This is a genomic window from Candidatus Methylomirabilota bacterium, from assembly GCA_035260325.1.
Classification (GTDB): domain Bacteria; phylum Methylomirabilota; class Methylomirabilia; order Rokubacteriales; family CSP1-6; genus AR19.
In genome coordinates, this window is the sequence record DATFVL010000137.1 from 1 (window position 1) to 5,908 (window position 5,908).

Below are 5,908 nucleotides of genomic sequence, written 5' to 3' on the forward strand. Positions count from 1 at the left end.
ATCGACCGTCGCAGTTACAGGCTCCGCCTCTTCCGGTGGCTCGAGCAACCACCATGAGGCAAGAAGCTCAGGAGCGAGGAGTCGAACGGCGACACTCGCGATCCGGCGTCATCGTGGCCCTTGACAGCGGAAGTCATATCAGACGCCCGCGGTCCGGGCGGCCGGAACGCGCGGCGCGCGCTTCGTGTCGTTCGTGGCCTCAGAGGAGGCCGAGCAGCTTCTCGTTCGTCGCGCGCAGCCCGACAGAGATCCGGAGGTGGCCGGGGAACCCGACGTCGGCGCCGTCGCGGACGAGGATCCCCGCGCGGAAGAGCTTCTCGCGGAGCGCCGGCGCGTCGGGGACCCTGACCAGCAGGAAATTGGACTGGGACGGCGGGAAGGCGTAGCCGCGCGCGCGGAGCCCCTCCGAGAGGAACCGGCGCTCCTCGAGGACGAAGCGGCGCGACCGCTCCCAGTGCGCGGTGTCCTCGAGGGCGGCGAGCGCCGCGATCTGGCCGAGCCGGTTCACGTTGTAGGGATCGCGCACGCGGTTCAACCGGTCCATCGTCTCGGCGCCCGCGACCGCGTAGCCGACGCGCAGGCCCGCGAGCGCCGCGATCTTCGAGAACGTGCGGAGCACGAGGAGCCGCGGGTGCTGGCGGAGCAGCGCGACGCCGTCCGGATACTCGGGGTCGTCCACGAAGTCGCGGTACGCCTCGTCGAGGATGAGGAGCGGGGGGTCATCGCCGAGCGCCTCGAGGAAGGCGCGCAGCGGCTTCTCGCGGATGATCGTCGCCGCGGGATTGTGGGGCGAGCAGAGGAAGGCCGCCTTCGTCCGGCCGGTGACCTTCCGCTTCATGTCCTCGAGGTCGGTCTCGTAGCCGGCCAGCGGGCTCGGCACGACGCGCGCGCCGGCGATCGTGGCCGAGGTCGTGTACGGCTCGAAGGAGGGCTCGGGCACGACGATCTCGTCGCCGGGCTCGAACGCGGCGCGCGCGACGAGCCCGATCAGCTCGTCGGCGCCGTTGCCGACGAGGATCTGCGCGGGCGCGACGCCCAGGCGCCGCGCGAGGACCTCGCGCAGCGCCGTGGCGCCGCCGTCGGGATAGAGGTTCACGCGCGCGGCCTCGCGCGCGATCGCCTCGACGACGCGCGGCGAAGGGCCGAGCGGGTTCTCGTTGGCGGAGAGCCGGACGAGCTCCGCCACCCCGAGCTCCGCGGCGAGACGCTCGAGGGGCTTGCCCGCGTCGTAGGGGACCAGGGCCTCGAGGCCCGCGCGCCAGATCTTCCTCACCCGCCCATTCTAGTAAGTCCGCGCCCGATTTGACAGTCTTCGTACCCCATTGCTACGCTCACGGCGTCATGTCGGTCGAGCTGTATCGCCGGGCCCGGCGTGCCGAGGCGAAAGCGGCGCGCGCCCCCGACCGGCGCCGCCTCCGGCTCGAGTTCTTCCGTCAGGCCCTCGCCGAAGGATTCGACTCGCTGAAGGTCAGGCACGCCGAGGGCGCGTCGGGGCAGGAGTCCGTCCACACGCACGCGCGCCTGATGGACGACGTCATCCACGCGCTGACGCGCCTCGTGGCCGCCGACGCGACCGCCGACGGGCTCCCGGCCACGCCGCTGGTGGTGATGGCGCTCGGCGGCTACGGCCGCGGCGAGCTCCACCCGCTCTCCGACGTCGACCTCATGGTCATCTACGACGGCGAGATGACGCCGTACGTCCAGAGGATGATGCAGGAACTCCTCTACTCGCTCTGGGACCTCGGGCTCCACGTCGGCCACAGCCTGCGCTCGCTCGACGACTGCGTCGCGATGGCGCGCACCGACTTCCCGAGCCGGACCTCCATGCAGGAGGCGCGCTTCCTGGCGGGCGAGCGCCGCCTCTTCGCGCGCTTCCAGCGCGTGCTGCGCGAGAACGTCTTCCGGCGCGACTTCGGGCAGTTCCTCGAGACGACGCTCGGGGAGCGCGACCAGCGCTGGCGGAAGTTCGGCGCCTCGCCCTACATCGGCGAGCCGAACGTCAAGGAATCGGCGGGCGGGCTGCGAGACATGCACACGGCGATGTGGCTCGCCGAGGCGAAGTTCGGCGCGCGCTCCCTCCGGGAGCTCGCCGACAAGGGGCTCATCACGCCGCGCGAGCAGGCGGCGGCCGACGCGGCGCTCACCTTCCTCTGGCGCGTGCGCAACGAGCTCCACTTCTTCTCGGGCCACAAGAACGACGTGCTGGCGCGCGACCTGCAGCCGCGGATCGCCAAGAACCTCGGCTACGAGAACGACGAGCAGTCGCTCGGGGTCGAGCGCTTCATGCGGGGCTACTACCTGCACGCGCGCGTCATCCACCGCGTCGCGAAGCGCCTCATCGCGCGCTGCCAGGAGACGCTCTCGCGGCGGGGCTCGGCCGAGCGGCGCCAGCGGCAGCAGGCGCTCGCGGACGGCCTCGTCTTCTTCGACGGGCGCCTGCATCTCGCGGACGGCGACCCGGCGCCGTTGCGCGCCGAGCCGGCGCGGCTCATGCGGGTCTTCGGGCACCTCCACCGCCTGGGCTGCGAGCTCTCGCTCGACCTCGAGCGCGCGGTCGAGGACTCGCTCCACCTCGTGGACGACGCGTTCCGGCGCTCGGACGTGGTCCGCGACCCCTTCCTCGACATCTGCCGCGCCTGGGGGCGCGTCGCGCAGACCTTCTCGGAGATGCACGAGCTCGGCCTGCTCGGGCGCTACCTGCCGGAGTTCGGCGCGCTGACGTGCCTCGTGCAGTACGACGCCTACCACAAGTTCTCCGCCGACCAGCACTCGCTGCTCGGCGTCGAGCACCTCGAGGCGCTGGCGCCCGGCCAGTCGGCGGAGTCGGAGGGCGCGGCGCGCGTCTTCACCGAGATCGAGCGGCCCGAGCTCCTGATGCTCGGCATGCTGCTCCACGACATCGGCAAGGCGAAGGGCCACGGCCACGTCGCCAAGGGCATCCCCCTCGTTCGCGAGCTGACGGCGCGGATGGGCTTGCCGCCGGCCGACGCGGCGGTGGTCGAGTTCCTCGTGGCCCACCACCTGACGATGTCCCACGTCGCGCAGCGGCGCGACATCCACGACCCGAAGACCGTCGCCGACTTCGTGGCGGCGGTCGGCGACCCGCAGCGCCTGCGCATGCTCTATCTCCTGACGTACGCCGACATGCGCGCGGTGGGCCCGGGCGTGCTGACGCCCTGGCAGGCGCAGATCCTCCACGAGCTCTACGTCCGGACGCTCGAGGAGCTCACGGGCGGCCGCGTCGAGCGGCCGAACCGGCGGGAGCTCGCCGAGCGGCTGCAGGCCGCCGCGAAGGGCGAGGTGGACCTCCAGACGGTGAGGGCGCACCTCGCGATGATGTCCGACCGCTACATCGAGACGACCGGCGTCCAGCGGATGGCCGAGCACATCCGGATGCTCCAGGACCTCGCCGAGTCGCCCGTGGCGACGGCGCTCTTCCACCACCCGGACCTCGGCTCCTCGGACCTCGTCGTGGTCACGCACGACCTCCCCGGGCTCTTCGCCCTCATCGCGGGGACGCTCGCGGCGCACGGGGTCAACATCATCTCGGCGCAGATCCACACGCGCGGCGACGGGATCGCGATCGACACGTTCCAGGTCAACGACCCGACGAGCGAGGCCGTGACGTCCTCGGCCCTCTGGGCGCGCGTGCTCGACGGGCTCCGCGCGGTGCTCACGGGCGAGCGGTCGGTCGAGACGCTGCTCGCCGAGCGCCGCGCGGCCGGCCGGGCCGCGACGCGCCCCGAGGGCCCGCCGAAGATCGGGCTCGACAACCGCCTGTCGGACGCCTACACGGTCCTCGAGGTGAAGAGCCCCGACCGCGTGGGCCTCCTCTACCTGATCACGCGTACGCTCGCCACGCTCGGGCTCGACATCGCGAGCGCCCGCATCGCCACCGAGATCGACCAGGCCTTCGACACCTTCTACGTGCACGACCGCGAGGGCCGGCGGATCGAGTCGCCGGAGGGGCTCGAGCGGATCCGCGCGGCGCTCGAGCAGGCGCTCGCGCAGCCGATCTGACGATGCTCGGACGCTTTCGCGAACCCGTTCGCGCGTGGACCGACCCGGTCGGGCGCGCCCTCTTCCGCGTCCGACTGCGGCCGAATCACCTGACGGTCCTCGGCTTCGGCGTGAGCATCCTCGCCGCCAGCGCGTTCGTCACCGGCCAGATCCGGAGCGCGGGGCTCCTCCTCATCGTCGCCGGGCTCTGCGACTTCTTCGACGGCGCGCTGGCGCGCGTCTCGGGGCAGGTGACGGCGTTCGGCGCCTTCCTCGACTCCGTCATCGACCGCTACTCGGACCTCGTCGTCATGCTCGGCATCGTCGTCCTGTTCGCGCGCACGCCGAACGCGCGCGGCGCCGTCGTGGCGATGGCGGGGCTGATCGGCTCGATGATGGTGAGCTACACGAAGGCGCGCGCCGAGTCGGTCGGCATCACGTGCACGGTGGGCATGATGGAGCGCCCGGAGCGCCTGATCTGCCTCATCGCCGGCGCGCTCGCCAACCTCCTGGAGCCGGCCCTCTGGGTCCTCGCGATCCTGTCGAACCTCACGGCGCTCCAGCGCATCGCGTTCACGCGCCGGATGACGCGCGACGCCGCGCTCCTGCGGGGCGTGGCGCTCGCCGCCCTCCTGCTGCTGCCGCCCCGCGCGGCCGCGGAGCCGCCCACCCCGGCGGCCGCCGTCACGCCCGAGCTCGAGCGCGCCTGGGCGGGGGCGCTCGAGGCGTACCGCCAGGGCGAGGCGGCGCCACTCCTGCGCGAGTTCGCGAGCGAGACGGCACGCCGGAGCCCCATCGGCGACCACGTCGGCTTCGTGCTCGCCGAGGCGCTCGCCCGCGACGGCGACCTCGACGGCGCGCGCACGACGGCGCTGGCGGTCGCCGACGGCTGGCCCGAGGGGCGGCTCGCCCCGCGCGCGCTGCTGCTCGCGGCCACCCTCGCCTTCCAGGCCGACGACGAGGCCCAGGCGGAGGCGCTGCTCGCGCGCCTCGCCGGCGCGTACCAGCAGGCGCCGGAGATGCCCGAGGCCCTCTACCTCCTCGCGATGTCGGCGGAGGCGCGCGGCGCGCGCGACCTCGCGGCGCAGGCCTATCGCCAGCTCCAGCTCCTGCTCCCCGCGAGCGGCTACGCCGACGCCGCCGGCGACCGGCTCGCCGCGCTCGAGGCCGCGGGGCTCCGCTCGGCGCCCTTCACGACGGCGCAGCGGCTCGAGCGCGCGGAGCGCCTGCTCCGGGGCGGCGTGCCGGCGCAGGCGGCGGAGGAGGCCGAGCGCATCGCCGCCGACACGCGTGCCGACGCCGTCGCCGTGCGCGCGCTCCGCATCGCGGCCGACGCGTCGAAGAAGCTCGGGCGATGGGAGTCCGCGGCGCGCGCGCTCGAGCGCGCGGTCCCCAGGGCGCCCGCCGGCCTGCGCCCGGCCCTCCAGCTCGAGCGCGGCAGGCTGCTGGTGCGCGCCGGACGGCAGCGCGAGCCGCTGGCGCTCTTCGCCGAGGTCGCCGCGGCGGGCGGCGAGGTCGAGGCCTCCGAGGCGCTCTATCAGCGCGGCCGGCTCCTCGAGGACGCGAACCGCCCGGCGGAGGCGGCGGACGCCTACCGCGCGGTGCTCGCGCGGTTCCCGTCGCGCGAGATGGCCGCCGCGTCGGCCTGGCGCCTCGGCTGGCTCGCCTGGCTCGAGGGTGACGCGCGCGCCGCCGCCGAGCGCTGGGCGCGCCTCGCCGAGCCCGGCGGCGCCTACCGGGTCCCCGCGCTCTACTGGACGGGCCGCTGCCGGGAGCAGCTCGGCGAGCGGGCGGAAGCGGAGCGACTCTATCGCGAGATCCTCGGGGAGGCGCCGCGCACCTACTACGGCGTGCTCGCGGCGAGCCGGGCGCCGGAGGCGGCGGCGGGCGGCGCGCCGGCGCAGGTCAC

General features: G+C 74.1%; 3 protein-coding genes. 2 read left to right on the forward strand and 1 reads right to left on the reverse strand.

Annotated elements, in window-relative coordinates:
- Positions 1-199: 199 nt before the first annotated feature.
- A complete protein-coding gene (gene hisC, locus VKG64_09220) occupies positions 200-1,273 on the reverse strand; it encodes a histidinol-phosphate transaminase (GenBank protein ID HKB25220.1) in 1,074 nt (357 codons plus the stop codon).
- A 68-nt stretch (positions 1,274-1,341) separates the two neighbouring features.
- On the opposite strand from hisC, the gene glnD reads away from it, so the two are divergent.
- Together glnD and VKG64_09230 are read left to right on the forward strand one after the other, a co-directional pair.
- Positions 1,342-4,020 (forward strand): [protein-PII] uridylyltransferase, encoded by a 2,679-nt coding sequence (glnD, locus tag VKG64_09225; protein HKB25221.1) that lies wholly within the window; start codon positions 1,342-1,344, stop codon positions 4,018-4,020.
- Between the two features lie 2 nt (positions 4,021-4,022).
- Positions 4,023-5,908, forward strand: a 1,886-nt coding sequence (locus VKG64_09230) for a CDP-alcohol phosphatidyltransferase family protein (GenBank protein HKB25222.1), incomplete at its 3' end; no start/stop codon positions are given.